At 63.9% G+C, this 24,186-nt stretch carries 25 protein-coding genes; 11 read left to right on the top strand and 14 right to left on the bottom strand.

What is annotated here, in order from left to right:
* Positions 1 to 23: 23 nt before the first annotated feature.
* Entirely contained in the window at positions 24 to 926 is a 903-nt protein-coding gene (locus AB5Y81_RS20075; RefSeq protein WP_201971338.1) for a sulfite exporter TauE/SafE family protein, read from the bottom strand.
* Between the two features lie 259 nt (positions 927 to 1,185).
* On the bottom strand, positions 1,186 to 1,905 hold the full coding sequence (locus AB5Y81_RS20070; RefSeq protein ID WP_279485317.1) for a phosphatase PAP2 family protein: 720 nt from the start codon (positions 1,903 to 1,905) through the stop codon (positions 1,186 to 1,188).
* A gap of 211 nt (positions 1,906 to 2,116) precedes the next feature.
* On the opposite strand from AB5Y81_RS20070, the gene AB5Y81_RS20065 reads away from it, so the two are divergent.
* Positions 2,117 to 2,644 (top strand): DUF2937 family protein, encoded by a 528-nt coding sequence (locus tag AB5Y81_RS20065; RefSeq protein ID WP_019839291.1) that lies wholly within the window; start codon positions 2,117 to 2,119, stop codon positions 2,642 to 2,644.
* Positions 2,645 to 2,709: 65 nt separating this feature from the next.
* On the opposite strand, the gene AB5Y81_RS20060 is transcribed toward AB5Y81_RS20065, so the two are convergent.
* Positions 2,710 to 4,290: a response regulator gene (locus AB5Y81_RS20060; RefSeq protein WP_017766313.1), complete on the bottom strand. Its 1,581-nt coding sequence runs from the start codon at positions 4,288 to 4,290 to the stop codon at positions 2,710 to 2,712.
* 111 nt (positions 4,291 to 4,401) lie between these two features.
* The gene (locus AB5Y81_RS20055) at positions 4,402 to 5,283 is read right to left on the bottom strand and encodes a LysR family transcriptional regulator (protein ID WP_208201540.1); all 882 of its coding nucleotides are present in this window, start codon (positions 5,281 to 5,283) and stop codon (positions 4,402 to 4,404) included.
* Between the two features lie 156 nt (positions 5,284 to 5,439).
* Here AB5Y81_RS20055 and AB5Y81_RS20050 point away from each other — a divergent pair, with 156 nt between their 5' ends.
* Both AB5Y81_RS20050 and AB5Y81_RS20045 read left to right on the top strand, forming a co-directional pair.
* Entirely contained in the window at positions 5,440 to 5,838 is a 399-nt protein-coding gene (locus tag AB5Y81_RS20050; RefSeq protein ID WP_017787639.1) for an SMR family transporter, read from the top strand.
* Positions 5,826 to 6,146, top strand: a complete 321-nt coding sequence (locus AB5Y81_RS20045; protein WP_005304440.1) for an SMR family transporter — start codon at positions 5,826 to 5,828, stop codon at positions 6,144 to 6,146. The genes AB5Y81_RS20050 and AB5Y81_RS20045 overlap by 13 nt, the downstream gene beginning before the upstream one ends.
* 89 nt (positions 6,147 to 6,235) lie before the next feature.
* Here AB5Y81_RS20045 and AB5Y81_RS20040 read toward each other — a convergent pair whose 3' ends face one another.
* The 3 genes from AB5Y81_RS20040 to hrpB form a co-directional block, all read right to left on the bottom strand.
* Positions 6,236 to 6,634 (bottom strand): VOC family protein, encoded by a 399-nt coding sequence (locus AB5Y81_RS20040; RefSeq protein ID WP_208201541.1) that lies wholly within the window; start codon positions 6,632 to 6,634, stop codon positions 6,236 to 6,238.
* Between the two features lie 42 nt (positions 6,635 to 6,676).
* Positions 6,677 to 8,998 carry a penicillin-binding protein 1B gene (gene mrcB / locus AB5Y81_RS20035; RefSeq protein ID WP_279485316.1) on the bottom strand — a complete coding sequence of 774 codons (2,322 nt, stop codon included), beginning with the start codon at positions 8,996 to 8,998 and terminating at the stop codon, positions 6,677 to 6,679.
* 269 nt (positions 8,999 to 9,267) lie between these two features.
* Positions 9,268 to 11,715, bottom strand: coding sequence for an ATP-dependent helicase HrpB (gene hrpB, locus AB5Y81_RS20030; RefSeq protein ID WP_279485315.1), 2,448 nt, complete (start codon positions 11,713 to 11,715; stop codon positions 9,268 to 9,270).
* Between the two features lie 155 nt (positions 11,716 to 11,870).
* Here hrpB and thpR point away from each other — a divergent pair, with 155 nt between their 5' ends.
* The 8 genes from thpR to panC all read left to right on the top strand — a co-directional run bounded on the left by thpR (position 11,871) and on the right by panC (position 18,948).
* Complete coding sequence (gene thpR / locus AB5Y81_RS20025; RefSeq protein WP_279485314.1) at positions 11,871 to 12,398, top strand: RNA 2',3'-cyclic phosphodiesterase; 528 nt, start codon at positions 11,871 to 11,873, stop codon at positions 12,396 to 12,398.
* Positions 12,399 to 12,440: 42 nt separating this feature from the next.
* The gene (gene sfsA / locus AB5Y81_RS20020; RefSeq protein ID WP_279485313.1) at positions 12,441 to 13,184 is read left to right on the top strand and encodes a DNA/RNA nuclease SfsA; all 744 of its coding nucleotides are present in this window, start codon (positions 12,441 to 12,443) and stop codon (positions 13,182 to 13,184) included.
* 119 nt (positions 13,185 to 13,303) lie between these two features.
* Positions 13,304 to 13,753, top strand: a complete 450-nt coding sequence (gene dksA / locus AB5Y81_RS20015) for an RNA polymerase-binding protein DksA (protein WP_005304459.1) — start codon at positions 13,304 to 13,306, stop codon at positions 13,751 to 13,753.
* 113 nt (positions 13,754 to 13,866) lie between these two features.
* Positions 13,867 to 14,775, top strand: a complete 909-nt coding sequence (gene gluQRS, locus AB5Y81_RS20010) for a tRNA glutamyl-Q(34) synthetase GluQRS (protein WP_279485312.1) — start codon at positions 13,867 to 13,869, stop codon at positions 14,773 to 14,775.
* A gap of 319 nt (positions 14,776 to 15,094) precedes the next feature.
* On the top strand, positions 15,095 to 16,594 hold the full coding sequence (gene pcnB, locus AB5Y81_RS20005; RefSeq protein WP_017781508.1) for a polynucleotide adenylyltransferase PcnB: 1,500 nt from the start codon (positions 15,095 to 15,097) through the stop codon (positions 16,592 to 16,594).
* Between the two features lie 11 nt (positions 16,595 to 16,605).
* The gene (folK, locus tag AB5Y81_RS20000; protein ID WP_017785860.1) at positions 16,606 to 17,115 is read left to right on the top strand and encodes a 2-amino-4-hydroxy-6-hydroxymethyldihydropteridine diphosphokinase; all 510 of its coding nucleotides are present in this window, start codon (positions 16,606 to 16,608) and stop codon (positions 17,113 to 17,115) included.
* On the top strand, positions 17,112 to 17,906 hold the full coding sequence (gene panB / locus AB5Y81_RS19995; RefSeq protein ID WP_005304470.1) for a 3-methyl-2-oxobutanoate hydroxymethyltransferase: 795 nt from the start codon (positions 17,112 to 17,114) through the stop codon (positions 17,904 to 17,906). The genes folK and panB overlap by 4 nt, the downstream gene beginning before the upstream one ends.
* A gap of 184 nt (positions 17,907 to 18,090) precedes the next feature.
* Positions 18,091 to 18,948 (top strand): pantoate--beta-alanine ligase, encoded by an 858-nt coding sequence (panC, locus tag AB5Y81_RS19990; protein ID WP_042007042.1) that lies wholly within the window; start codon positions 18,091 to 18,093, stop codon positions 18,946 to 18,948.
* A 64-nt stretch (positions 18,949 to 19,012) separates the two neighbouring features.
* Here the strand turns inward: panC and AB5Y81_RS19985 are convergent, their stop codons facing one another.
* From AB5Y81_RS19985 to AB5Y81_RS19955, 7 genes are all read right to left on the bottom strand, one after another.
* Entirely contained in the window at positions 19,013 to 19,540 is a 528-nt protein-coding gene (locus AB5Y81_RS19985; protein ID WP_042007043.1) for a rhodanese-like domain-containing protein, read from the bottom strand.
* Positions 19,537 to 19,983 (bottom strand): MauE/DoxX family redox-associated membrane protein, encoded by a 447-nt coding sequence (locus AB5Y81_RS19980; RefSeq protein WP_368146779.1) that lies wholly within the window; start codon positions 19,981 to 19,983, stop codon positions 19,537 to 19,539. The genes AB5Y81_RS19985 and AB5Y81_RS19980 overlap by 4 nt, the downstream gene beginning before the upstream one ends.
* Positions 19,984 to 20,027: 44 nt before the next feature.
* A complete protein-coding gene (locus AB5Y81_RS19975; protein WP_279485310.1) occupies positions 20,028 to 20,288 on the bottom strand; it encodes a DUF3343 domain-containing protein in 261 nt (86 codons plus the stop codon).
* Positions 20,285 to 21,067, bottom strand: a complete 783-nt coding sequence (locus AB5Y81_RS19970) for an acyl-CoA dehydratase activase (RefSeq protein WP_279485309.1) — start codon at positions 21,065 to 21,067, stop codon at positions 20,285 to 20,287. The genes AB5Y81_RS19975 and AB5Y81_RS19970 overlap by 4 nt, the downstream gene beginning before the upstream one ends.
* A 9-nt stretch (positions 21,068 to 21,076) precedes the next feature.
* Positions 21,077 to 22,228 (bottom strand): double-cubane-cluster-containing anaerobic reductase, encoded by a 1,152-nt coding sequence (locus tag AB5Y81_RS19965; RefSeq protein WP_279485308.1) that lies wholly within the window; start codon positions 22,226 to 22,228, stop codon positions 21,077 to 21,079.
* 232 nt (positions 22,229 to 22,460) lie between these two features.
* Positions 22,461 to 23,234 (bottom strand): ABC transporter permease, encoded by a 774-nt coding sequence (locus AB5Y81_RS19960; protein ID WP_005304632.1) that lies wholly within the window; start codon positions 23,232 to 23,234, stop codon positions 22,461 to 22,463.
* Positions 23,231 to 24,148, bottom strand: a complete 918-nt coding sequence (locus tag AB5Y81_RS19955) for an ABC transporter ATP-binding protein (RefSeq protein WP_139726210.1) — start codon at positions 24,146 to 24,148, stop codon at positions 23,231 to 23,233. The genes AB5Y81_RS19960 and AB5Y81_RS19955 overlap by 4 nt, the downstream gene beginning before the upstream one ends.
* Positions 24,149 to 24,186 lie beyond the last annotated feature (38 nt).

Here is a 24,186-nt window from a genome sequence, read left to right as displayed (position 1 = left end):
AGCACCGGCACGCGCCGTACTGGCTAACCAGTGACGCCTGCCAGCCGGGGTTGTGGCGCCCGCCGCGCCGCCCGCCAGGAGGCGTACATGGTCCAGGAGGTATAGATGACGATGAAGGCCACCAGCCATTTGAGCATCGCCATGTCCATGGATTTGACCAGCATGGCCGCCAGCACCACGCCGACCGGGCCGAAGATGGCCACCGCCAGCACCGCCTTGGCGTCGAAGGCCCCCTTGCGGATGAAGGTGCCCGCCGAGAAGACGCTGAGCACGGCGGTGGAGCCCATCATGATGGGAAACGCCGCCAGCGGATTCATGCCGAGCAGATAGACCAGGGTCATGCAGGGGGCGAACAGGCCGATGCCCACGTTCATCAGCACACCGAAGAGGAAGTTGCCGGCGAGCGCTATCCCGAGCTTGTAACCGGTCAGCCCCATGGCATTGCCACCGAGGGGGAACAGCCCCAGCAGGCCGGCGAAGATGAGGCCGGCCACCACCAGCAGGGAGACCGCCATCACCAGCCGGATGGTCTGGCGATCGAACGAGGCGACGTGGCGCGCCCCCCAGGCCGCGCCGGCAGCGGCGGCCACCATCATGCCGATGAGGGTGAGCGGATCCACCTGCACGGCACCGATGAAGATCAGCGACTGGGTGACCGTCGGCAACACGCACTGGCCGTTGAGGGTGCCCGGCAGCAGCCGATCGTCGATCAGCTTGAACTGCTTGTAGCAGGCGGTCTTCACCGCGAAGCTGCCGACCCCCAGGGTATCGAGAAAATTGGCGACAAAACCGATGGCCGCCACCGGCCAGAAGGGGGTCGACTCCAGCGCACCCTGTTGCCGCTTGTGCCACCAGGCCCGTACCAGCATGAAGATGAACGCCAGCGCACAGATGATGAATATCAGGCGCAAAAGATTAATTAACATACAGAGTTCTCCAGCAACGGGCGGCGATTCTAAGGCAGCAAAAATAAAAAATCTTGGCCCTGATCAAGCATTCATCCCTTGCAAACGATTCCTTGGAGAAACTCTTGTTAGGCACGCCCGAACGAATCTGCTAATACTTCTCTATGAGGGCCAGCAGGCCTGGGGCCGCCGGTGGTAGTCATGGTCATTTCGCGACGACCACAGTCACCGGCGGGAAGTAGACAAAAAGAAGGCCGGTATGCACCGACCTTCTTTTTTATTACTGACTCGCCGATGTTTTGCCCGCCAGCCACTGCCAGCCCGGCAGGCGTGGCAGCCGCTGGGCGATCCAGCCGATCAGCGCATCCGACAGACCGGTCGACAGCAACAGAGGCAGACAGAGCAGGGTCAAGGAGAGGGCGCCGACATAGACATCCGTCAGCCAGTGGGCACCGGAGAGGATGCGGGGCGCCGAGAACAGCGGCACCATCAGCAGCGCCGTCACCCCGGCCCAGCGTGGCAGATAGCGCAGGGCAAAACCGGCGAAGATCATCAGGAACAGGGCGTGATCGCCGGGGAAGCTGTCGCTGGACGAATCCTTGGTCGGGATCCCGCTGAGCTGGGTGACCCGCAGTGCATCCGCCACCATCAGGGTCGGGCTGGGCCGGCTGACCGGCAGCAGATGACCAAACTGGTTGATCACTAGGGCCCCCAGCAACATGACACACCCCATGGCCACCAACCGGCGACGCCCCTGCTCGTCAGCACGCCAGAAGCAGCGGGAGAGGATAAGCCCCATGCAGGAGAGCACCGCCAGATCGAACAACCGGTTGTTGGTCACCGCCACCAGATCGGCCCACCATTGGGCCTGACCCAGCCAGCCATTGACCAGATGGAAGACGACGAGATCCCACTGATCCCAGGGGCCGTGCTCAGGCAGAGCGGCCCAGCTGACGGCGATGAGACCACCCAACAGATAACAGGGTATAAATTTGCGCATAAGGACTCTCCTCCCCGAAAAATGGGGCCGTATTTTAGAACATAAGAAGCGTGACGTGAATCACACAAATGAGGGAGGAAGCAAAGTTCATGGGGAAAACAGCGCGGCAGAACAGGTTCCGTTTAAGCCCTCCCTGGAATGTTCCGATCCAGATGGCGGGCTTGGCCGTCCCCGACCTTGCGGCTAGTATGGAGCTCTTCCCTTTCGCGAGATGAACAGCAATATGCGCAGCTACCTCAGGATGATGCTGTTTGCCCTTGGCCTGCTGGCCGGCGTGCAGATCCCGGGTCTGATCGACCTCTACTACCAGCGGCTGGATGCCCGGCTGCAACAGGCCAGCCTCAGCCTTGCCCCCTTTCAGGAGACGGCGGATCAGCACTTCGACGGCGATCTGACGGCCCTGGTCAACCACTACCGCACCAACCCGGATCCGGTCTTCGCCAAGGATGCGGCCAGCCTGCAACTGCTGGTCAGCCAGCGTCAGACCCTGCAGCAGGAGAGCGTCTACAAGGATGCTCCCTGGTACCGACAGCTCTCCCACCTGCTGCTGCGCGCCGAGCCCCAGCTCTGGCAGGATACCCTGCAAAACTACAGCTATGTGGTACCGCTCAAGCAAGCCGCCATCGTCTGCGGCATGGCGGCGGGGTTGCTCGCGGCCCTTGTCGGCGATCTGCTGCTCGGCCTTCTGCTGCTGCCGTTTCGCCAGCGCCAGCCCAGGGTACGCTACGGCCAGCGCTGATCCCTCAGCCAGTCCCCGCCAACAACAAGGGGGCCCGTGGCCCCCTTGTTGTCTCTTGCTCTCCCCTACAGCTCGTAGGGCAAGCGCGATTCGCTGACCAGCCGGTTGAGCGCCTTCACCACCTCTGGATCGAACTGGCTGCCTGAGCGCGACATGATGTATTCCATGGTCTGGGCCAGCGACCAGGGCTCCTTGTAGGGGCGCTTGCTGAGCAGGGCGTCAAACACGTCGACCACCGCCACGATGCGGGCCGACAGCGGGATCTGCTCGCCGGCCAGCTGCTCCGGATAACCCTTGCCATCGAAGTGCTCATGATGGCCGCGGGCGATCTCGGCCCCCAGCGACAGATAACTGGTCCCCTCCACCATCTCTCCCGCCTTGTGCAATATGCTGGCACCGATGTCCGCATGCTGCTCCATGATGGCCCGCTCGTCCGGCTCGAACCGCCCAGGCTTGTGCAGGATGTGGTCCGGCGTGCCCACCTTGCCCACGTCGTGCAGTATGCTGGCCATGCCGATCATGTCGACGAAGCCGGGGGTCAGTTCGTCGGGATAGGCTCCCGCCTGTTGCAGCTCCGCCACGATGGCATCGGAGAGTTTCTGCACCCGCAGCACGTGATCACCGGTATCCGAATCGCGAAACTCCGCCAGCGCCGCCAGCGCCACCACGGTGGCCTCCTGGGCGCGCAACAGCTGGTTGTAGAGATAGAGGTTGTCGTATGCCGCCGAGATGCGCTGACAGAACACGTCCAACAGATCGCACTCGAGCGGGTCGAGCGGCTGGGTAGGGGTGAAGTTGAGCACGAACTCGCGCCCGTTCTGGGCGGCGATGTAAAGCGCATCCTGGGGATGCTCGAAGCGGTTGCAGCGATTGGCCAGCGCACTCATCACAGAGTCATGCAGAGCCGGGAAGGTAGTGAGCGGCACGTCACTCAGCAGGGATTCATAGTCGCCGGTAGCGGCCAGGATCTCCAGCTCCTGCGAGCCGGGTCGGCGCTCGGCGCAGATGGCCCCCTCGGTGCCCACATCGAGAATGGCGCTGATCTGCTTGAGCACGCCGGAGGCAAACTCCCGCAGCGAATGCAGGTGATAGAGATCCCCCGCCCCCTCCAGTATCTTGCCGAGCCCCTGCCGGCTCTTGTCGATGGCGCAGAGGGTCTCGTAGGAGCGCAGGGAGGCGATGACGGTGGTGTAGAGCTTCTGCACCGTCAGCTCGGTCTTGGTCTTGTAGTCGTTGATGTCGTAGTCGAGGATCACCCGCTGCTCGGGGGCCTGCCCGGGCTGGCCGGTGCGCAGCACGATGCGGACCAGGCCGTTCTTCATCTCGTTGCGGATCTGGTGCACCAACCGCAGGCCGGCGTCCTCGGTCTCCATCACCACGTCGAGCAGGATCAGGGCGATGCGCGGGTTGGCCTGCAGCATGCGGGCAGCCTCGGCACCGCTGTAGGCGTTGAGCAGGGCTAGCGGGCGGGATTTGTACTGAATGTTGGAGAGTGCCAGCCGGGTGGCATGATGAATGTCCGGTTCGTCATCGACGATCAGCACCTGCCAGGGGTTGGCCATCCTGGTCACCACGGCCTCGTCGTCATCCAGCTCGATGATGTCGTCATCCAGCCAGATCTCGTCCTTGTCTTGGGCACTGCTCATATCGTTCACGCCTCCAGGCGCTGCATGAGGGTACAGACAGTATGTACCATCAGGCCGCGATGGATCACAAGCCCCGCGCGATCCGCCTGCCACCATCCATGAGCAGAAGACTCACTCGAACGGTTCGAGATAGGCCTGGATCGCCTTGCGCAGCCAGGCCAGCACCCTGCCGTGATAGGCATTTTCCGATAGATAGACGCCGTAGTCCCGCCACTGCAGGCTGAACTTGTGCTTGAGCGTGATCAGAGAGCCTTGACGCAGCTGACTCTGGATCAGCGGCGACGGCAGCACGGCCCAGCCGAGGCCGTCGAGCACCGCATCGCGCATCAGCTCGAAACTCGACAACCCGATGTGGTGGCCGCCGATGGGCAGCAGGCTCTTGACCGAGAATTCATCCACGTAGGAGAGGGTGACCTGGGTGTGGCCGGTCAGATCCTGCTGCAGTACCCGCTTCAGGCTGGCCAGCGGGTGGCTCGGCGCCACCACCATCAGGGTGCGGATCGGGTTGAGCACCTCGATGTTGAGGCCGCTGCGCTCCTGCTCCTCGGTGATGAGGCCGAAAGCGGCGTCGACAAACCCCTCCTCCACCAGGGCGGGCAGCTCGGGCGGCGAGGCCAGCACCAGCGAGATGCTGGTGCCGGGAAACCGGTGGCGCAGCTGGCCCAGCATCTCCCGCCACACCGCCTCGGGAATGGCGTCGTCCCGCGCCACCCGCAGCGCCACCTCGGCGCCGGAGGCGTGGTGCTCGCACTTGAGCTTGAGGCTGTTGGCCGCCTGCAGCAGCCGCTTGCAGTCGTCCAGCACCTGCTCGCCAATCTCGGTCAACCGGCTCTGGTTGGCCCCTCGTTCAAAAAGTTCGACGCCAAGCTCCACCTCCAGTGCAGCTATCGCCGTACTGACAGCGCTGCGACTCTTGCCAAGCCGGCGCGCCGTGTTGGCGATGGAGCCGCTACTAGCTGATTCCACAAAGAGTTGTATCTGGTAGAGCTTCATGATCCGGGTCGAGAGCTGGGTATCCGATATTCACCTTACCTCGCCCGCTTCTGCCAAGGCAAACCGTCAGCGTCTGAATTGTCGACGCTCAGCGATTCCAGCCTCCCGCCGGGCTGCGACTATCATGGCCCCGTCGCAGCAACAAAAGGACATTTTATGTTATTCAATCGCATGCTCCTGGCCCGCATCTTCCTGACGGGCGCCATCCTGACCGAGGTCGCCGGCACCTCCAGCATGGCCATGATCCCGGAGAACGAAGCCGGCTGGCTCAACTATCTGCCCATGTGGCTGCTCATCTCCTTCTCCTACCTGTTGTTGGCCAAAGCCGCCAAAACAATCTCCATTGGCATTGCCTTCGCGCTCTGGGAGGGGCTGGGGATCGCGCTGATCACCGTCGTCTCCGTGCTGTTCCTCGACTACCAGCTGAATGCTCAGGAGTTGATCGGACTGGCGCTGGCCATAGTGGGGATTGTTCTGGTGACGATGGGCGAGCGCCACGATGAACCGGCCGTTCGCACACCCCGTGCCAACGAGGAGGCCGTATGCACCCGCTGATGATAGTACTGGGCGCGGCCTTGCTGGATATCGGCGCCAACATGGCGATCAACCGTTCGGTCGGTTTTCGTCACAAGGGGTGGGGATTCCTCGGCATCCTGCTGGTGCTGTGTGCCTTCACCCTGCTGTCGGAAGCGGTCAGCACCGGCAAGATCGATCTGGCCGTGGCCTACGCCACCTGGGGCGCCATCGGCATTCTGGGCACCGCCCTCGGCGGCCTGCTGCTGTTTGGCGAGCGACTCAAGCCCATCGGCTGGGTCGGCATGCTGGTGATGGCCGTCGCGGTCACCCTACTCACCACCGCCTGATCCCGAGAATGCATCCATGAAAAGCAGCCGCCCGGCACACCGGGCGGCTGCTTGCTTTTGGGCATGGCGTCATGACGGCGAACGCCCCGTCACCAGGCTTCGTAAAGCTCCAGCGGCAGGCCGTCGGGGTCGGCGAAGAAGGTAAAGCGGCGGCCGGTCAGCTCGTCCACCCGCACCGGCTCCACCTCGACGCCATGGCCCTGTAGATGGGCGATGACCCGGTCGAGATCCGAGACCCGAAAGGCCAGGTGGCGCAAGCCGCACGCCTCCGGCCGGGAGGGGCGCGGGGGCGGCGCCGGGAAGCTGAACAGCTCCAGCTGGCTGCCGTCCGGCAGCGCCAGATCCAGTTTCCACGACTGGCGCTCCTCGCGCAGCGTCTCGGCGATGATGGGCAGCCCCAGCACCTGGTGGTAGAAGTGGCGCGAGCGCGCATAGTCGCTGGCGATGATGGCCACGTGGTGGATGGCATCGAACAGGGGAAGGCTCATGAGCACTCCGGGCAGACGGGCAGCCAGGGCTGCCCGCCGCGGTCAGTTGAAGAAACCGTTGAACCAGTTGTCCAGCGCATTGACCGGGCTGGACACCGGAGTGGCACAGCTCATGGGCTCGGCCAGCCCGGCCAGCTTGGCCGGCACCTGCAGACTGCCGGGGCAGTCGCTGGCAACTCGGGCGCCGCTGGTGCGAGAGAAGCTGGCCCAGCTCACCCCCTGCGGCATGTTCATGGCCAGGCTGTTGACCCCGCGCTGGCTCATGTAGCCACTGAACAGCTGCAGGGCACCGCTGGCACCGGTCAGGCCGGCCGGGGTGTTGTCGTCGCGACCGACCCAGATGCTGACCAGCTCGTTGTTGTCGAGCCCGGTAAACCAGGAGTCGCGCAGCTCGTTGGTGGTGCCCGTCTTGGCCGCCATGGTGGCACCGGGGAACTTGGCACCGAGCGCCCGCGCCGTGCCCTGGCTCACCGTCTTGGTCATGGCGAACAGGGTCAGCCAGCTGGCCTGCTCGTCGGTCACCCGCTTGGCCGCTTCGTCATGCTGATAGAGCTTGCTGCCGTCGCTGTTGACCACGGCCCGAATCGCCGACAGCGGCTGGGTCAGCCCCTGGTTGGCGATGGGCAGGTACATCTGGTTCACCTCCATCGGCGAGAGGGCCATCGCCCCCAGCACCAGGGACGGATAGGGCTGGATCTCCTGCTCCACCCCCAGCTTGTGCAGGGTGTCCACCACCTTGTCCAGCCCCACCTGCAGCCCCAAATTGACGGTCGGCACGTTGAGGGAGCTGGCCAGCGCATCCATCAGCGGCACACTCTGACGGAACTTGCGGTCGTAGTTTTGCGGGGTCCAGATCTGGCCATCCTTGCCGCGAATGCGGATCGGCTGATCCTTGAGCGGCGTGCCCAGGGTCAGGCCGTTGGAGAGGCCGGTCAGGTAGACCGCCGGCTTGACCAGGGAGCCTATCTGGCGGCGGGCATCCAGCGCCCGGTTGAAGCCGGCGTAGCGTGGATCCCGCCCCCCCACCATGGCCACTACCTCGCCCTTGTGCCAGTCGGAGACCACCATGGCCGCCTCCAGCTTCTTCTTGCCACGTTGCTTCTCGATGGTGGCCAGACCCGACTCCACCGCCTGCTCGGCGGCATGCTGGGCGATGGGATCCAGACTGGTGAAGATCTTGAGGCCGGACTGCTTGAGCAGATCCGGGCCGAAGCGGCTTTGGATCTCCCGCTTGAGCAGGCCCATGAAGGCCGGGGTGCGGCCATAACTCATCTGGCCGCGGGTAATGATGCCGAGCGGCTGCTTGCTGGCCAGTTCATACTCGGCCGGCTGCAGGCTGCCGTGATCCATCAGCAGCTTGAGCACCAGATCACGGCGCGCCTTGGCCCGCTCCGGGAAGCGCCAGGGATCGTAATAGGAGGGGCCCTTCACCATACCCACCAGCAGGGCCACCTGATCGATGTCCAGCTCGTTGACCGGAATGCCGAAGTAGAAGTAGGAGGCGAGCCCGAAGCCATAGACTCCCTGGGAGAAGTTCTGCCCCAGATAGACCTCGTTGAGGTAGGCTTCCAGGATCTCGTCCTTGCTGTAGCGATAGTCGATGAGCACCGCCATGTAGGCTTCCTGCGCCTTGCGCCACAGGCTGCGTTCCCGGGTCAGGAAGAAGTTCTTGGCCAGCTGCTGGGTCAGGGTACTGCCGCCCTGCACGGTGCGCCCCGCCAGCAGGTTGGCCGCCATAGCGCGCATGATGGCCACCGGCGAGACGCCGCCATGCTGGTAGAAGTCCCGATCCTCGGTGGTAAGCAATGTGATCAGCAGGCTGTCCGGCACCTCGGCGAGGCGCACCAGCAGGCGATCCTCCCGATCCTCAGTGTTGAGGCGATCGAGCAGCACAGGGTCCATCTGGGCGTAACCGAGCTGACGCTGATTCTCCAGCGACTGGATCCCCTCCAGCCGCGCGCCGTTGAAGGTGAGGCGCAGGCCGCGGGCGGCATCGGCCCCGTCATGGAAGGCAAACGGCCGGCGAACAAGCTCGATGCGATTGCCGCTCACCGCATACTCGCCCGGGGAGTGGGGCTGGCGCACCTGCTTGTAGCTCAGCATGTTGAGCTCGCGCAGCATCTGAGTCTGGGAGAGGCGCTGGCTGGGATAGAGCTCCAGCGGCCGGCTGTAGACCATCACTGGCAACTGCCACTTCTCGCCGTCGAAGCGTTCACGCACCTTGGTATCCAGGTAGATGCCAAACACCACCATGAAGGCCGCTCCCACCAGGGAGAGCTTGAAGCCCAGCCAGAACAGCGTGCGCCAGATGGTGCGTTTGGGCGCCGCCTTCTTGGGAGTGCGCTTGCGTCGTTGCGTTGCCATAAATCCTCTTTGCTTCTCTTTCTACTTATGTTGTCGCATTCGCGAACGTCCGATCGGGCCTGACCAATCGAACCGGGATCCTGAGTTTCATTTCGCCAGACATTCGCCAAACCAAGGGATGCCCCTCATCCCCAACCCTTCTCCCATCTCGTTGAAAAAGGCAGAGGGAAAGGGCGCAAACACCAAGCTCGATCGGTTTCCTCTCTCTGGGAGAGCGTCAGGGTGAGGGGCGTCTGCTGGCGTTGGGCTTCGCCATGCCCGGCAGCAACCTACAACCCCATCTTCTTCTTGGTGACTCTGGTCGGCATCGCTTCCAGCGGGTTGTCCGGCCAGTAGTGGCGGGGGTAGCGTCCCTTCATCTCTTTTTTCACCAGCTCATAGGAGCCGGCCCAGAAGGCGGCCAGATCGGCGGTGATCTGCAGCGGCCGCTGGGCCGGAGAGAGCAGCTCCACCACCAGCGCCACCCGGCCGTCAGCCACGCACGGAGTCGTGGCCTGACCGAACATCTCCTGGATGCGCACCGGGATCACCGGCGCCTGACCCGGCTGATAGCGGATCCGCACCCGACTGCCGGTCGGCGCGGTGAAGTGGCCGGGCAGCGCCTCGTCCAGCCGTCTTGGCAGGGGCCAGGGCAGAGACTGGCGCAGGATGTCGGCAAGGTCGAGCTTTTTCAACTGCTCCAGCCGGGTCATGCCGCTCACCGCCGGCAGCAGCCACTGTTCGAGCGTGGCAAGCAGGCTCGCCTCGTCCATGGCTGGCCACCCTTCGTCGGGCAACCAGTCGCGGGCGCAGCGCAATCGGGCCAGCAGCCCCTCGCTGGCGTCATCCCAAGGCAGCACATGCAGCCCCTTGCGCCGGATCCCCTGCAGCAGGCAGCGCCCCTTCTGTTCATCGGAGAGATCCGTCAGCGGCCGCTGGCTCAGCACCAGCTCGCCGAGCACCTGCTGGCGTTCGGCCCGCACCCGCTCCTCGCGCTCGTCCCAGTCGAACCACTGGCGCTCGCCGACCAGCTCGGGCAGCTGGCGCACCAGCTCATCCAGCTCCACCGGCTCGGCGATGAAGATGCGGCTGCCGCGCTCGTTCTGGCCCATTTCGATGGCAATGAGCGCCCCCTGCCCCTGACAGGGGTGACCTTCTACCAGATCGCAGCTCACCCCGCCACTGAGCTGATAGCGGCTGCCGCTGCGCAGCTTGCCGATGCGATCGGGCCAAGCGAGGGCACACAACAGCCCCAGCCATTGCCCCTGGGCACTGGCGGGGCGAGTGCCGAGCCGCTCGAACCAGCGGGCCGCACTCTGGCGCAGGGCCCCCTGGCGGCGGTGGAACAGCACAGAGAGGCGCTCCGATCCTCGCAGATCTTCTTCCAGCAGCGCCACCAGGAAAGCCGCATCGGCGACAATCCCTGTCAGACCCTCGGCCTCCAGCTCGCGGGCACGCAGCAGCATGCGGGCAAGCCGGGGATGGGTACCGAAGGCCGCCATGGCGCGGCCGGCCGGGGTAAGTTGTTGCTCACCCTCCGGCTTCATGGCGCCGAGGCTCACCAGCAGTCGCTGGGCGCTGGCCACGGCGGCGGCCGGCGGCATGTCCAGCAGCGGCAGATCTTCGACCTTGGCCCCCCACTGGGCGGCGTCCAGCAGCAGGCCGGTCAGCTCCTGGGTGAGGATGTCGGGCGGGCTCTGCTCGGCGAGGCGCTCCTGCACCTCGCTGCTCCAGAGCCGGTAGCAGACACCGGGGCCGAGACGCCCGGCACGACCCGCCCGCTGGGTGGCGGAGGCTTTGGCGATGGGGCGGGTCTCCAGCCGGGTGACGCCGCTCTTGATGTCGAAGGAGGCGCGCCGCTCCAGCCCGCTGTCGACCACCACCGAGATCCCCTCGATGGTGAGGGAGGTCTCCGCCACATTGGTGGTGAGCACCAGCTTACGACGCCCAGCAGGCGCCGGCTCGATGGCCGCCTGCTGGGCCGCCATGTCGAGGCGGCCGTAGAGGGGGGCGAGGGTCACCTCGTCCGGCAGCCGTCCTTCCAGCCACTGCGCCAGCCGCTCGATCTCTCCCTGGCCCGGCAGGAACACCAGCAGGCTGCCGGGGTGGGCGGCCAGAGCCTCCAGCACCACGGCGCCGACCTGGGGCTCCAGCCACTGCTGGCGATTGGCGGGGCGGTAGTGGTAGTCGATGGGAAAGCCGCGCCCCTCGGAGCGCACCACCGGGGCCTCCGGCAGCAGCGCCTCGAGCGCCATACCGTCCAGGGTGGCAGACATCACCAAGAGCTTGAGGTCATCGCGCAGCCCCTGCTGGCTCTCGATGGCGAAGGCCAGCGCGGTATCGGCGTGCAGGCTGCGCTCGTGGAACTCATCGAAGATGACCAGGGAGACGCCGGTGAGCTCGGGATCCTGCTGCAACATCCGGGTCAGCACCCCCTCGGTAACGATCTCGAGCCGGGTCTGGCTGCTGGTGCGGCTCTCGCCGCGTACCCGCAGGCCAATGCGTTCGCCCACCCTCTCCCCGAGCTGGCGCGCCAGAAAGCCCGCGATATTGCGCGCCGCCAGACGTCTGGGTTCCAGCATGATGATGCGACCGGGCAGCCGGTTCTGGCGCACCAGCTCCAGCGGCAGCAGGGTCGATTTGCCCGCGCCGGGGGGCGCCTGCAGGATCACGCTGGCATGGTTGTCGATGGCGGCAAAGAGTGCGGGCAGCACCGATACTATGGGGAGAGAAGACAAAGGGATCAGCACCTTCTTGTTGCAAGCCGTAAAACGGCGCCTATTCTGCCACAGCCTGCCCGGCCACCGTGAGTGGATGTCGGCCGGCGAGACAGGAGCGGACGGCTGCCATAGAATGGGCCACCCGTCCGCATCAAAGAGGCACCCTCACCCGAATGGCCAAACTCTTCTTTGCCCTGCCCGCCGAGGCGCTGGCCGCCGATATCGTCGCCTGGCGCGATCAACTGCCCTGGCCGGGCCAGCCGGTCCCCGCCGCCAACCTCCACCTGACACTGGCCTTCCTCGGCGAAGCGGACGAGGCCACCACCGCTCAGCTGATGGCTGCTGTCGAGCGTCAACACTGTCCGCCGCTCACCATAGCGCTCAATGAAACCGGCTGGTTCGGCCGTGCCAAGGCCGCCTGGATTGGCCCGAGAGAGTGGCCCAACGAGCTCACCGTGCTGGCCAGGGCGCTGCGTCGCCACGGCGAGAAGCTGGGGCTTGGCAACGGCGAGCAGGGCTATCGCCCCCACGTCACCCTGTCACGCAAGGCGAGCGAACCGCCGGCGCTGCTGCCCGCCCCCGACTTTGTGCTGCGGGCCGACCGATTCTGCCTCTATCAATCCATCTCGACCCCGGACGGGGTGCGCTACGAGCCCCTCGCCTGCTGGCCGCTGCGGGCCAGAGAGAAGATGGCATCCTGACCGGCAGCCATGCCCAGACTCATCGATTAAGAGAGCCACACCATGATCTTCGATCCCCCCCTGCAATCCGGGCAGCTGGTCGCCCGCTACAAGCGCTTCCTGACCGACGTGCGGCTCGACAACGGCGAGGTGATCACCATCCACTGCGCCAATACCGGCGCCATGACCGGCTGCGCCGAGCCGGGTACCCGGGTCTGGTACTCCACATCAAGCAACACCAAGCGCAAGCTGCCCCACAGCTGGGAGATCGCCGAGAGCCCGGCCGGTCACTTCATCTGCGTCAACACGGCCCGCGCCAACCAGCTGGCCCGGGAGCTGATCGAGCAGGATGCCCTCGCCCCGCTGCGTGGCTATGCCCGGCTGCGCACCGAGGTGAAATACGGCGAAGAGAACAGTCGCATCGATCTGCTGCTGGAAGATGACCACCTGCCTGCCTGTTATATCGAGGTGAAATCGGTAACCCTGCTCGACGAGCGGGAGCAAGCCGGCATGGGCTACTTCCCCGATGCGGTAACCACCCGTGGCGCCAAGCACTTGCGTGAATTAATGGCCATGAAGGCGGCAGGGCACAGAGCCGTGCTGTTATTTATGGTTTTGCACTCCGGAATCGTGAGAATGCGCCCGGCAGCGCATATAGATCCGCACTATAGTCTGCTTATTGAGCAAGCAATTGCGGCAGGGGTTGAAATTTTATGCTATCGACCCCATGTTGGGGTGCAGAGCATGGTGGCGCAAGATTTTATCCCGTTTGAATCTTGTCACCTGCTACCCGAGGGCAGCGAATAAATGTTGGAGTGGGTAACATTATTGGTACGGCTTGTTTGCCTCCAAGTTACCCTTCTGCTATAGATGTCGCCCTCAATTTATGGATGGCACGGGTAGCGTGCTGAATTAGGAGACAGGGCATGCCAACAGGCGAAAACAGGAAATCTCTGGGCCCCCTGGCCATTGCGGGTGTGGCGCCTTACCAGGAAAAACCGGGTGAGGAGTACATGAATGACCAACAAAAGGCACATTTTCGCAAGATCCTGGGAGCCTGGCGCAACCAACTGATGCAGGAAGTTGACCGCACCGTTGACCACATGAAGGATGAGGCTGCCAACTTTCCGGATCCAGTGGATCGCGCCGCGCAGGAAGAAGAGTTCGCGCTGGAACTGCGTACCCGCGACCGCGAGCGCAAGCTGATCAAGAAGATCGAGAAGACCTTGCTGCTGCTCGAAGACGACGACTTCGGTTACTGCGAACATTGCGGCATCGAGATCGGCATCCGCCGTCTGGAAGCCCGTCCGACCGCCGACCTCTGCGTTGACTGCAAGACACTGGCCGAGATCAAGGAAAAACAGATGGCCGGTTGATACCGACCTCTGGCATGACACAAAAAAGGGAGCTCGCGGGCTCCCTTTTTTATTGAGCTTTTGGCCGGGTCGTCCCAGAATGCTGCCTCAATGCCTTTTTTATCCGAATGACCATGTCCGTGAATGCCACCCCGTCATCCCCGCCCCTCCCTTATATAGGTCGCTTTGCCCCCTCCCCTTCGGGTCCGCTCCACTTCGGTTCCCTGATTGCGGCGCTCGGCAGCTTCTTGCAGGCCAGGGCACAACAGGGGCGCTGGCTGGTGCGCATCGAAGATATCGATCCGCCGCGGGAGATGGCTGGGGCCGCCGACCTTATCCTCAAGACCCTTGAGGCCCATGGCCTCGGGTGGGATGGCGAGGTGATGTACCAGAGCCGGCGTCACGCCCGCTACGACGAGATCATCGAGCAGCTCTACCGAGCCGGCGATCTCTACTGGTGCCGCTGTACCCGGCGCGAAATCATGGCGAGCGGCGGTTTTTACAACGGCCACTGCCGCACCCTCGGACTGAGCGCAGAGGGGTGCGCCGCCCGCCTGCGCCAGCATCACCCGGTCTACGGCTTCGAGGATGGGCTACAGGGCCGCATTGCGGTGCCGGCGGCGCTGGCCGAGGAGGATTTCATCGTGCGCCGGCGCGATGGCCTCTACGCCTACAACCTGGCGGTGGTGGTAGACGACATGGACTGCGGCATCACCGAGATAGTGCGCGGCGCCGACCTGCTGGAGCCGACGGTGCGCCAGATTGCCCTCTACCAGACCCTGGGCGCCCCCGTGCCCGCCTGGGTGCACCTGCCGCTGGCGGTGCAGGCCGACGGCAACAAGCTCTCCAAGCAAAATCACGCACCCGCGCTGGCACAGGACGAGGTGCGCCCAGCCCTGTGGCGGGCACTGCACTTTCTCGGCCAGTGCCCGCCCCCCGAGCTGATGGCGAGCCGGGTCGACGAGATCATCGACTGGGGCATCGCCCACTGGCAGCTGGCCCGGGCGCCCGCCAGCGAGAAGATCCCGCTGGCTGACGGCTGAGCCGAACCGGCCGTGTTTGTCTGATTGGACGTGAATCGCCTGAGGTTGGTCGTGATTTTACCGGGATAATCCGTTTCAAACGGGATCAATTGCCGTCACGGTTTTTCATTTGGTTAGACGTGAGTTATTGAATAGACCGCTATTTTTGGCGGCAATCCTGATTCAAACGGGATCAATTGCCAGCACGGTTTTTTATTTGGTTAGGCGTGAGCTATTGAATAGACCGCTATTTCTTGCGGCAACACTGATTCAAACGGGATCAATTGCCAGCACGGTTTTTCATTTGGTTAGGCGTGAGCTATGATAGGCCGCTATTTTTTTGGCCTCCCGTCAATTTGAAGTCATAACGAGGTGTACCATTTTTTCCCAGATCGCAAACTTTTGCCGCAAGGTGCTCGGCAAGGAAGACGGCGAGCAGTCGGTGGAGTCCCCCATTCCGGCCCGTGTCGCCGGGCAACGTCGTACCTTAAGCCGTGACCAGCACCCGATTTCGCGCAAAGAGATCAGCGAGAATGCACTCAAGGTGCTCTATCGCCTGAACAAGGGTGGCTACGAAGCCTACCTGGTCGGCGGCGGGGTACGGGATCTGCTGCTCGGGAAGACGCCCAAGGATTTCGACATCGCCACCGATGCGACGCCGGAGCAGATCAAATCTCTGTTCAGCAACTGCCGCCTGATCGGCCGCCGTTTCCGGCTGGCCCACATCGTCTTTGGTCGTGACGTGATCGAAGTGGCCACCTTCCGCGGTCACCACCATCAGGTCAATACCAGCAAACATGTGTCGGCCCAGTCCGATGAAGGGATGCTGCTGCGCGACAACGTCTACGGCACCATTGAAGAGGATGCCGAGCGCCGCGACTTTACCGTCAACGCCCTCTACTACAGCGCCAAGGACTTCACCCTGCACGATTTCGAGGGCGGGCTGGAAGACCTGGCCGAACGCAAGCTGGAACTCATCGGAGATCCCGAGACCCGCTACCGCGAAGATCCGGTGCGGATGCTGCGCGCCGTGCGCTTCGCCGCCAAGCTGGACATGACCATCAGCCCGCGCACCGCCGCCCCCATCAAGGAGCTGGCGCCGCTGCTGCAGGATATTCCGGCGGCCCGCCTGTTTGAGGAGACCCTCAAGCTGTTCCTGGCCGGCGATGCCCTGACCACCTACAAGCTGCTGCGCGAGTACGGCCTGTTCCAGCAGCTGTTCCCGCAGGTAGCCGCGCTGTTCACCCCGCACGGCAACTCGCCCTACGAGCAGTTCATCGAGCAGGCGCTGATCGATACCGACACTCGCGTTCGTGAAGACAAGCGCGTCACCCCCGCCTTCCTCTACGCCACCCTGTTGTGGGGCTGCGTCGAGGCCCGCGGCCGGGTGCTGGAGAACGAGAGCGGCCTGCCCTGGTACGACGCCTTCATGCTGGCGATCAACGAGGTGCTGGACAACCAGGTGCGGATCATCGCCGTCCCCCGCCGGTTCACCACCGATGTGCGCGACATCTGGGCCCTGCAGCAGCGGCTGACCCGCCGTCAGGGCCGCCACCCCGAGCGCGCCATGGAGCATCCCAAGTTCCGCGCGGCGTTCGACTTCCTGCTGCTGCGCAACCGGGTCGAACGTGGCCTCGGCGAGCTGGCCAGCTGGTGGGAACGCTACGTGGAGTCCAACCCGGACGTGCGCCCGCAGCTGCAACGGGAAGCGACTCGCCGCCCGGCCAGCGGTGAGCGCGGTCAGAGCGGTGCGGCCCGCAGCAACGATGGCGAGAAACGCAGCAGCAACAGCCGCAACCGTCGTCGCCCCCGTCGTCGCAAACCGAAAGCGGCAGAGTGACAACTGACGTGATGACCGAGGTCTTCGTCGCCATCGGCTCCAACCTGGCCGACCCCGTCGGCCAGGCTCGCCGCGCCATCGCCGCGCTGGCGACCCTGCCGGATTCCGTGCTGGTGCAGGCCTCGTCGCTTTACAGCAGCCGCCCCATGGGGCCTGCTGATCAACCGGACTACGTCAATGCCGTGGCCCGGCTCAACACCCGGCTGGCGCCGCTGGCGCTGCTGGATCAACTGCAAAAAATCGAGCTGGAACAAGGACGTGTGCGCAAAGATGAGCGGTGGGGGCCGAGAACCCTGGATCTCGATCTGCTGCTCTATGGCGATCAGGTGATCAACACTGAGCGCCTCATCGTTCCCCATTACGGCATGCAGGAGCGGGAGTTCGTGCTGCTGCCCCTGGCCGAAATCGCGCCCGCTCTGGTGCTGCCCTGCGGCACGCCGCTCGCACAACTGGTTGCCCGCTGCCCGCGCAATGGTCTTGCCATCATTGCGCCGAGTGCAGACGAACAGGAGCCTCTATGAGCAAGATCACCACCACCAACCTGCTGAAGATGAAGCAGGAAGGCCAACGAATCACCGCCATCACCGCCTATGATGCCACCTTTGCCAAGCTGTTCGACGACGAGGGCGCTCACGTGCTGCTCATCGGCGATTCGCTGGGCATGGTGCTGCAGGGTGGCCAGGATACCCTGGCGGTCAACATGGACGAGATGGTCTATCACACCCGATGCGTGGTGCGCGGCACGACCAATGCCCTGGTGGTGAGCGATATGCCGTTCATGAGCTATGCCACCCCCGAGCAGACCTATCAGAATGCCGCCCGCCTGATGGCGGCCGGCGCCCGCATGGTGAAGATGGAAGGGGGTGACTGGCTGTGCGACTCCATCCGCCATCTGACCCGCAACGGCGTGCCGGTGTGCGGCCACCTCGGCCTCACCCCGCAATCCGTCCACGTGTTTGGCGGCTTCAAGGTGCAGGGGCGCGACGAGTTCCAGGCCCAGGAGATCTACCGTCAGGCCCTCGAGCTGCAGGCCGCCGGCATCCAGCTGCTGGTGCTCGAGTGCGTGCCCACTTCGCTGGCGGAGCGTATCAGCAAGGCGCTGCGCATTCCGGTGATCGGCATAGGTGCCGGCCCGGCCACCGATGGCCAGATCCTGGTGATGCACGACGCCTTCGGCATCACCTCCGGCTATGTGCCCAAGTTCACCAAGAACTTCCTGGCCGAGACCGGCGACATGCGCGCCGCCATCCGGCTCTATGTGAAGCAGGTGAGCGAAGGGACCTTCCCGGGCCCGGAGCACTGCTTCAACTGATGTGATGCCGTGACGAGAGCGGGGGCCTGCGCCCCCGTTTCGCCCTCCGGGGCAGAGTGAGCCCCCTCTTTTGATGATTCATCCCAAGGTAACCGCCGATGATGATGCCGCGCGTTGACACTTCGCGCTTATCCGCACGGGCTCCTGCCCGCCTCTCTTTGATCTTTTCGAAGGTGAACAGTTGATGTTGGTCGTTAACAATCCCGCCGCTCTGCGTGAACAGATCGGCCAATGGCGCCGTGAAGGGCGCGCCATCGCATTCGTGCCCACCATGGGCAACCTGCACCAGGGCCACCTTACCCTGGTGAAGGAGGCGCACAGCCACGCCGAGAAGGTGGTGGTCAGCATCTTCGTCAACCCGATGCAGTTCGACAAGGCCGAGGATCTCGCCAACTACCCGCGCACCCTGGAGCAGGATTGCGCCGCGCTGGAGGCGGCCGGGGTGGACATGGTGTTCACGCCGACCCCGGAGATCATGTATCCGCAGGGGCTGGCCAGCCAGACCTTCGTCGAGGTGCCGGGTCTCTCCACGCTGCTGGAGGGGGCGCTGCGTCCGGGCCACTTCCGCGGCGTCAGCACCGTCGTCACCAAGCTGTTCAATCTGGTGCAGCCTGACGTGGCCTGCTTCGGACAGAAGGATTACCAGCAGCTGGCGCTCATTCGCAAGATGGTGGCCGACATGGCGATGCCCATCGAGATCGTCGGCGTGCCCACGGTGCGGGCCGAAGACGGGCTGGCGCTCTCCTCGCGCAACGGCTACCTGACCGCCGCCGAGAGAGCTATTGCCCCTGAGCTGGCGCGCACCATGAACTGGATCGCCGAGCAGATTGAAGCGGGTGACCACCACCTGCCCTCCCTGGTGGCCCAGGCCAGCCAGCGCCTCGACAAGGTCGGTTTTCGGACCGATGCCATCGACATCGTCGATGCCGCCACCCTGGAAGCGGCCACTGACGAGAGCGAGCAGCTAGTGATCCTGATGGCGGCGTATCTCGGCAAGGCCCGCCTCATCGACAACCGGGTGGTGGCGCTGGCCCGCCCCTGAGTCGCTGCGCCACTGACAACAAAGCCCGCATGTGCGGGCTTTGTTGTATCTGAGCACTTCCTGCCTACTCGGCGCTGATCGGGTAACCCGCCCCTTTCCAGGCGAAGATGCCGCCCGGCACCCGATAGACCTGCTGATACCCCTGAGTGACCGCCCAGGCTGCCCCGTTGTGGCTGCGGCCACACTTGACGAAGCCGCAGTAGAACACCACGGGCCGGGTCTTGTCGTCTCCCAGCAGGGCCAACAGCTGCTCGGGTGTGCCGCTCCCCTCGACGATCTGGCTCCAGTCATCGCCGGACTTGGCCTCCTTCACGAAGGCAAAATTCCTGGCCCCCGGAATATGCTCCTTCTTGTAGGAGTCCTCGAACGGCATGGTGTCGATGATCACCAGCGCCTCTCCTTTATCCATCCGGGTCTTCAGCTCCGCCACGGTCAACAGCTGATAGCCCCCCTGCTGGGTCTCCTGGGAGAGCTGTACCGCCGCCTGCTCCAGTTTGGTCTCCTGCTCGAACTGGTTGTCGCCACAGCCACCGAGGGCAAAGCTGGCCGCAATCAGCGAGGCCATCAGGGTGCGGGATTGCAATCTCATCATGTCACTGCTCCTTTTGGAACGGTAAAAACGGGGCGGGAGTGGCGCAGCAAGGCGCCCGCAAGCGTCAACAGCAGCAGATCCCGCAAGAGCGCCTCTGGAAGCGAGCCGAGATCAGCCCTGCCAAGACAGCCGCAAGAGATGTCGAGCCCGATGGCGATGCCATAGCCCAACACCGGAATAAACAGGGCGAGCAGCCCAATCACCAGCCAGAGTCCCCAGCGCCGGTTGGCGATGACCGCCATGCCCGCGCAGAACTCCAGCCCGATAAGCCCCCAGGTGGCAAGGGGAATGAACGGCGACCAGAGCAGGCCGAAGGCGCCGATCTGCACGGCGAACAGCTCCGGCTCCGCCAGCTTGAACCCGGCGGAGACGACGAAAAATCCCCCCAGCGCCAACCTGGCCAGCCCCCACAGATACACGGCCACGGGATAGCTCTTTATCATCCATGCCCCCTGCTGCCAACTCCCCGGGAAGACGTCACCATGCTCTAGTCGACGGCCGGATAGCGGGCCAGTTCGCAATACTCACCGTCTTCGTCACAACGAAAGACGGCGGCGGTTTCGCCGCGCTGGCACCACTGCGGCCACTCCTCGGGCGGACAGTGCAGGCGGATGGCGAGACCGCAGCCGGCGCTGAGCCGGCGCGGTACGTCGCAGACCCGAAACGGGTGGGGCTGCTGCTCCAGCCGCTTGCGCAGCCTGACCGTACCGAGGGTGGAGTGGAACAGGTAGAGGAACTCCTGATTCATGATTTGCCTCCCGTCATGGTGCGTGCGCCAAACAGGGCCGCCCCCAGCGCACCGGCAAACTGGGCGTCCGGGTGGGTGGTCACGTCGCAGCCCAATCCTTGCGCCAGATAGTGGCGGAAGGTGGCGCAGTGGCTGACGCCGCCGGTAAAGAGCACAGTCGGCCTGGCGCCGAGGCGGCCGATGAAGTTGGCACTGCGCCGGGCCATGGAGCGGACGATGCCAGCCAGGATCGACTCGGCCGGAATGCCCGCCGAGCGCAGGCTGATCGCCTCCGACTCGGCAAACACTGTGCACATGCTGCTGATGTCGTGGGGCTCGGCCCCTTGCAGCAGCTCGTCGAGCTGTTCGATCCGCGCCCCCAGGGTGCGGGTGATCACCTCGAGAAAGCGGCCGGTACCGGCGGCGCACTTGTCGTTCATCAGAAAGTCGGTGAGGTTGCCCTCGCCATCGAGCTGAATCACCTTACTGTCCTGGCCGCCGATGTCGATGACGGTGTGCACCGACGGACAGAGCAGGCGCGCCCCCAGCCCATGGCAGGAGATCTCGGTGACCCGCCGATCGGCGAACGACGCCAGGTCGCGGCCATAACCGGTCAGGGTCAGATGGGGGCGCTCTGGCAAATCGGCCGAGAGCGTCTCCCAGCCTTGTTCGATGGCGGCCAGCGGGCGAAAGGGGGTCGGCACCAGAAAGCGGCGAACGATGCGCCCGCCCTCTCTGTGGTCGAACAGGACCCCCTTGGTCGCGCTGGAGCCCGAGTCAATCCCGATGGTGAGTGACACGGCGCCTCCTCACAGCATTTCGATAAAGGCCGCCAGCCGGGTGGCCAGTTGTCCCTTGTCGGCGCTGGAGTAGTCAGTCTCCACCGCCATGTAGGGGATGCCGTGGCGTTCGCGCACGTGGCGCTTGATGGCCAGCGACTCCACCGCATAGGTGTGACAGGCCTGCAGGATCACGTCGATCACCCCGTCCGCCTGATACTCCTCCACCATCTGGCTCAGCAGCTTCATGCGCTGGTGGTTGGGGGAGATGCAGGAGCAGCCGATGGCCAGATACTTGTCGGCCAGCGCATCAAACGGATCGCCATCCTCGCTGACGCACTGTTCGGTCGCCTTGGCGCCGGTGCAGTTCTCGTAGCCCACCACCCAGCCGCCGTGTTCCTCGATGAGGCGTACCACCTTGTCGGCCGCGCCGCCGATGGGGCAGCCGGTGATGAGAATGCGCGGGCGGGCATCGAGCCGCTTGCCGTCGGCGTACTCGACCTTGATGCGGCGGGTCATCTCCTGCAGCTCGCTGATGAGCTGCTCCTTGTCGAAGCGGAAGGTGGCGCCATAGACCACCTTGAGGATGTCGGTGCCGCTCAGCGCCGGTGGGTTGAGCTGACCCAGCCGATAGAAGTCCGCCAGCGCACGGCGCTCGCGGTTCTTCAGCACGATGGCATCGCGCAGCGCCTGCTCGCTGATGGGTTGGCCAAACTGCTGCTCCAGCAACTCCTTGAAGCGGACTATTTCGCTGCGCCACAGGGTGCGGGAGGCCTCGTCATCGGCGCGGTTGGGCAGCTGCATCACGTGCACCGGTTTGAACTCGGCCATGTACTCGTACATCTTCTTCTTGCCGTCGCAGGTGGTTTCCCCCACCACCAGATCGGAGAAGTAGAAGTAAGGGCACTTGTCGGTCTTGCCGAACCCGTAGCTGCTCTTGATCAGCGGGCAGAGGTTGCGGGGCAAGTCTTTCTCGGCCTCCTCTATGGTCTCGTCGCTGGTGGAGCAGAGCGATACCACCACGGCGCCGGCGGCCATGGCCACCTCCTGTGGCATGAAGGTGCAGTAGGTGCCGACCAGGGGGATCTGTCGCTCCTTGAGTGCCATCACGGCCAGAAAGCCCTGCCGGCGGGCATCTGAAAAACTGTCAAAAATGGCTGGCAACCCGGTGATCAGTGACATAGGCGATCCTGCCCTGGTGAGGAGAGAAAGAGACGGAGGGCCCATTTTGCAGACCTTCCAACCGCGGAAATTATACCTTTGGGGGTAATCTGAAAATTGCGGTGGATCACAAGGTGCCAGATAAAACCTTGATAAGAGGGTGGTTATTGGCCCTGTTCGAAATGGGGCCAGCGCAGGAGAGGTAAAAGAGGCAACAAAGAAACGGGCACCCCAGGGTGCCCGTTGCATTGCATCAGTGGCGCAGCCCGGTGCCGCGGGAGATGAGCCACCAGGCCAGACCGTAGAGAGCCACGATGAAGCCGATGATGATGAGGTAGGCGGTGCCGAGCGGCACGTCGGAGATCCCGAGAAAGCCGTAACGGAACGCGTTCACCATGTAGATGATCGGGTTCACCTGGGAGACCCCCTGCCAGAAGGGTGGCAGCAGGCTGATGGAGTAGAACACCCCGCCCAGGTAGGTGAGCGGCGTCAGCACGAAGGTGGGGATGATGCTGATGTCGTCGAAGGTCTTGGCAAACACCGCATTGATGAGGCCCCCCAGCGAGAAGAGGATGGCGGTCAGCAGCACGGTGAAGCAGACGCTGAACAGGTGGTGGATCTGCAGCGGCACGAAGAACAGCGACACCAGGGTGACGATGAGACCGACACAGAGGCCGCGCGCCACGCCGCCGCCGACGTAGCCGGCAATGATGACGTAGTTGGGCACCGGCGCCACCAGCAACTCCTCCACGTTGCGCTGGAACTTGGCGCTGAAGAAGGAGGAGGCGACGTTGGAGTAGGAGTTGGTGATCACCGACATCATGATGAGGCCGGGCACGATGAACTCCATGTAGCTGAAGCCCCCCATGTCACCGATGCGGCCACCGATGAGGTTGCCGAAGATGACGAAGTAGAGGCTCATGGTGATGGCGGGCGGCACCAGGGTCTGGATCCAGATCCGGGTGAAGCGGCTGATCTCCTTGGCCAGAATGCTCTTGAAGGCGATGTAGTAAGTGGTCAGGTTCATGCTTTTCTCCCCTCCTCGACCAGGCTGACGAACAGCTCTTCCAGCCGGTTGGCCTTGTTGCGCATGCTCAGTACCTGCACCTGCTGGCTCGACAGCTGATCGAACAGGCTGTTGAGGGACTGGCTCTTGTCCAGATCCACCTCCAGGGTGCGTTCGTCCTGCATGCGGCCGTTGAACTCGGGCAGGTTCGGCACGGCGGAGCCCGGCGCCAGATCCAGCATGAAGGTCTCGCGGCCCAGCTTGCCCAGCAGCTTCTTCATGCTGGTGTTCTCGATGAGGCGCCCCTTGTCGATGATGCCGATGTTGCGACACAGCATCTCCGCCTCTTCCAGATAGTGGGTGGTGAGTATGATGGTGACGCCCTGCTCATTGAGATCCTTGAGGAAATTCCACATGGAGCGACGGATCTCGATATCCACCCCGGCGGTCGGCTCGTCCAGGATCAGCAGCTTGGGCTCATGCATCAGGGCGCGGGCGATCATCAGCCGGCGCTTCATGCCGCCGGAGAGGGTGCGAGCCGGCATGTCGCGCTTGTCCCACAGGTCGAGCTGGCGCAGGTACTTCTCGGCGCGGATCTTGGCCTCGGCTCGCGGCACGCCATAGAAGCCGGCCTGATGGGTGACGATCTGGATCACCTTCTCGAACTGGCTGAAGTTGAACTCCTGTGGCACCAGCCCGAGCTGGGCCTTGGCCTCTTCCAGGTGAGTGTCGATGTCGTAGCCGAACACCTTCACCTTGCCGGCACTCTTGTTCACCAGCGAGCTGATGATGCCGATGGTGGTGGACTTGCCCGCCCCGTTGGGGCCGAGCAGGGCGAAGAAATCCCCCTGTTTGACAGAGAGATCAATGCCTTTAAGGGCTTCGACGCCCCCCTGATAGGTCTTCTTCAGGCCGCTGATTTCCAGTGCGTTCATTGCAACCCCTGTGATGGCTCATCCCATCTCGAGACAGA

Source organism: Aeromonas sp. s2 (genome assembly GCF_040907935.1).
Lineage (GTDB): Bacteria > Pseudomonadota > Gammaproteobacteria > Enterobacterales > Aeromonadaceae > Aeromonas > Aeromonas dhakensis.
Note: the sequence above shows the minus strand (reverse complement) of the source record. Positions and strands in the feature narration are given on the sequence as shown.

What these genes read in the sequence shown, in the direction of transcription:
- AB5Y81_RS19965 (WP_279485308.1), bottom strand. Translation starts at nt 22,228, where the DNA reads ATGTCACTGATCACCGGGTTGCCAGCCATTTTTGACAGTTTTTCAGAT.
- gluQRS (WP_279485312.1), top strand. Translation starts at nt 13,867, where the DNA reads ATGTCCGTGAATGCCACCCCGTCATCCCCGCCCCTCCCTTATATAGGT.
- AB5Y81_RS20050 (WP_017787639.1), top strand. Translation starts at nt 5,440, where the DNA reads ATGTTATTCAATCGCATGCTCCTGGCCCGCATCTTCCTGACGGGCGCC.
- AB5Y81_RS20070 (WP_279485317.1), bottom strand. Translation starts at nt 1,905, where the DNA reads ATGCGCAAATTTATACCCTGTTATCTGTTGGGTGGTCTCATCGCCGTC.
- AB5Y81_RS19960 (WP_005304632.1), bottom strand. Translation starts at nt 23,234, where the DNA reads ATGAACCTGACCACTTACTACATCGCCTTCAAGAGCATTCTGGCCAAG.
- AB5Y81_RS19975 (WP_279485310.1), bottom strand. Translation starts at nt 20,288, where the DNA reads ATGAATCAGGAGTTCCTCTACCTGTTCCACTCCACCCTCGGTACGGTC.
- AB5Y81_RS19980 (WP_368146779.1), bottom strand. Translation starts at nt 19,983, where the DNA reads ATGATAAAGAGCTATCCCGTGGCCGTGTATCTGTGGGGGCTGGCCAGG.
- folK (WP_017785860.1), top strand. Translation starts at nt 16,606, where the DNA reads ATGACCGAGGTCTTCGTCGCCATCGGCTCCAACCTGGCCGACCCCGTC.
- AB5Y81_RS19955 (WP_139726210.1), bottom strand. Translation starts at nt 24,148, where the DNA reads ATGAACGCACTGGAAATCAGCGGCCTGAAGAAGACCTATCAGGGGGGC.
- dksA (WP_005304459.1), top strand. Translation starts at nt 13,304, where the DNA reads ATGCCAACAGGCGAAAACAGGAAATCTCTGGGCCCCCTGGCCATTGCG.
- thpR (WP_279485314.1), top strand. Translation starts at nt 11,871, where the DNA reads ATGGCCAAACTCTTCTTTGCCCTGCCCGCCGAGGCGCTGGCCGCCGAT.
- AB5Y81_RS20060 (WP_017766313.1), bottom strand. Translation starts at nt 4,290, where the DNA reads ATGAGCAGTGCCCAAGACAAGGACGAGATCTGGCTGGATGACGACATC.
- panC (WP_042007042.1), top strand. Translation starts at nt 18,091, where the DNA reads ATGTTGGTCGTTAACAATCCCGCCGCTCTGCGTGAACAGATCGGCCAA.
- mrcB (WP_279485316.1), bottom strand. Translation starts at nt 8,998, where the DNA reads ATGGCAACGCAACGACGCAAGCGCACTCCCAAGAAGGCGGCGCCCAAA.
- AB5Y81_RS19985 (WP_042007043.1), bottom strand. Translation starts at nt 19,540, where the DNA reads ATGATGAGATTGCAATCCCGCACCCTGATGGCCTCGCTGATTGCGGCC.
- AB5Y81_RS20075 (WP_201971338.1), bottom strand. Translation starts at nt 926, where the DNA reads ATGTTAATTAATCTTTTGCGCCTGATATTCATCATCTGTGCGCTGGCG.
- AB5Y81_RS20055 (WP_208201540.1), bottom strand. Translation starts at nt 5,283, where the DNA reads ATGAAGCTCTACCAGATACAACTCTTTGTGGAATCAGCTAGTAGCGGC.
- AB5Y81_RS20065 (WP_019839291.1), top strand. Translation starts at nt 2,117, where the DNA reads ATGAACAGCAATATGCGCAGCTACCTCAGGATGATGCTGTTTGCCCTT.
- AB5Y81_RS20040 (WP_208201541.1), bottom strand. Translation starts at nt 6,634, where the DNA reads ATGAGCCTTCCCCTGTTCGATGCCATCCACCACGTGGCCATCATCGCC.
- AB5Y81_RS20045 (WP_005304440.1), top strand. Translation starts at nt 5,826, where the DNA reads ATGCACCCGCTGATGATAGTACTGGGCGCGGCCTTGCTGGATATCGGC.
- panB (WP_005304470.1), top strand. Translation starts at nt 17,112, where the DNA reads ATGAGCAAGATCACCACCACCAACCTGCTGAAGATGAAGCAGGAAGGC.
- sfsA (WP_279485313.1), top strand. Translation starts at nt 12,441, where the DNA reads ATGATCTTCGATCCCCCCCTGCAATCCGGGCAGCTGGTCGCCCGCTAC.